General features: G+C 39.0%; 3 protein-coding genes. All 3 read left to right on the plus strand.

Annotation, left to right across the window (positions count from 1 at the left end):
• The first annotated feature begins 210 nt into the window (after positions 1 to 210).
• The gene (locus H5072_RS18545) at positions 211 to 459 is read left to right on the plus strand and encodes a TIGR03643 family protein (protein WP_024595124.1); all 249 of its coding nucleotides are present in this window, start codon (positions 211 to 213) and stop codon (positions 457 to 459) included.
• A 76-nt stretch (positions 460 to 535) separates the two neighbouring features.
• The gene (locus H5072_RS18550) at positions 536 to 889 is read left to right on the plus strand and encodes a hypothetical protein (protein ID WP_182694402.1); all 354 of its coding nucleotides are present in this window, start codon (positions 536 to 538) and stop codon (positions 887 to 889) included.
• A 23-nt stretch (positions 890 to 912) separates the two neighbouring features.
• Positions 913 to 1,731, plus strand: an 819-nt coding sequence (locus H5072_RS18555) for an endonuclease/exonuclease/phosphatase family protein (RefSeq protein ID WP_182694403.1), incomplete at its 3' end; no start/stop codon positions are given.

Below are 1,731 nucleotides of genomic sequence, written 5' to 3' on the forward strand. Positions count from 1 at the left end.
TTATTGCTTGCAGCGCCAAGTAAGACTTTGCGCTGCGAGCAATAATGAAGGTAAAGTTAAAGCTAAAAACAGAAATATTGCGCGCATAAATAAAAATTCGATATCTTTTAAAATACATAAATTGAACGCCAATTATACAGTTACTGAGCTTAATTGCATTGATCTAAGTATTTTTACCTAGCGTATAAGTTAAATTTTGTGAGATATACCATGTTTAACGCAGAGCAGCAGTCACGCATTATCGAAATGGCGTGGGAAGATAGAACCCCTTTTGAGGCAATAGAGCAGTTATACGGATTAAAATACCCGCAGCTGGTGGTATTTATGCGCGAACATATTTCAAAAGGCAGTTTTAAAGTGTGGCGTAAACGCCATGCTGGTCGTAAAACAAAACACTTAAAATTACGCGATCCCGCTATTATGCGAAGCCATTGTAAAACACAATATAAACAACGTTAAATAAGTGTAAGTTGTTTCATATGATGTTCAGCCGTGTTTGTTAACCTTTAGCTATAAATTACGCTAGAGATTATTTATGAGAGCACTAACATACACAGCACTAATAGCATTGGCTTTATGTTCAATAAGCGCAGACGCAAAACCGCATAAAGATAAGCATGGTCATAAACACGGCCATAATAAGCATCATTCACATAAACACAACGACAATGACTACCAAGAGGCTAAGCAGTTAATTCGCGCAGGTTGGACGCCACCAGGGCTAAGTAAAAGCTACCACAGAGGCGACTATTTAGATCGTGATTTATATAAACGAGGTAGAGTGATTGAACGCTCTAGAGATAATGGTACAGTGAGTATAGAAATAGACCGTACAGTTATCCATATGGTGCACGACACCCGAGAAATACTTTCAATTTTAAGTCGCTAAATTAACTTTATAAGGATATTAAAATGCTTATTGCGCTGGCTATAATTATTGGATTTTTTTTACTGGTTACCTTGTTGCCTATGTCGTACAGCCAGCATTACTTAGTGCGTAGCTGCGACTTTGTGCGCTTGCAAGTATTTTATATTGCCAGTTTTGTAGCCGTTACATCGCTGTTTTTATTATGGCAAAGTAGCGCAATAGGCTACGTGTTTATAGCCTTAACCTCATTACTTATAATGATTTTACAAGGTAAATGGATTTACCCGTATACGTGGCTTGCTAAAAAAGAAGTGCAAAGCGCACCAAAGCATATAGACCACAGCGTACGAATTATGTCGGCAAATGTACTGATGTCGAACCATAAAAGCGAGCAGCTAATTAGCCTTGTAGATGAGCACCAACCCGACCTACTTATTACGCTTGAGAGCGATAGCTGGTGGGAAAATAAATTATCAGTCATTAAAAAAAATTACCCGTATTACATAGAATGCCCTAAAGATAATCGTTATGGCATGCACTTATACAGCAAGTTTAAAATACTCGATGCACAAATATGTGAGCTAATAGAAGAAGATATTCCCTCAATTCATATTTTGTTTGAAAACGATGAAGGCCTGCAAATGCAAGGGCACTTTATTCACCCCGCACCACCAAGCCCGACCGAAGAAGACTCATCACGTCCGCGCGACTCAGAGCTAATAATGGTGGCTAAAGCACTTAAAAACCCAACACGACCTACCATAGTTGCCGGTGATTTAAACGACGTAGCATGGTCGCGTAGCACCCGTTTGTTTATGCAAATAAGTGGCTTTTTAGACCCTCGAAAAGGCCGTGGTTTTTAT

It is taken from the genome of Pseudoalteromonas sp. SR45-5 (assembly GCF_014163565.1).
GTDB classification, from domain to species: Bacteria; Pseudomonadota; Gammaproteobacteria; order Enterobacterales; family Alteromonadaceae; genus Pseudoalteromonas; species Pseudoalteromonas distincta.

Excerpts from the sequence above, each read along its gene's own strand:
- H5072_RS18545 (WP_024595124.1), top strand. The coding sequence starts at position 211 with ATGTTTAACGCAGAGCAGCAGTCACGCATTATCGAAATGGCGTGGGAA.
- H5072_RS18550 (WP_182694402.1), top strand. The coding sequence starts at position 536 with ATGAGAGCACTAACATACACAGCACTAATAGCATTGGCTTTATGTTCA.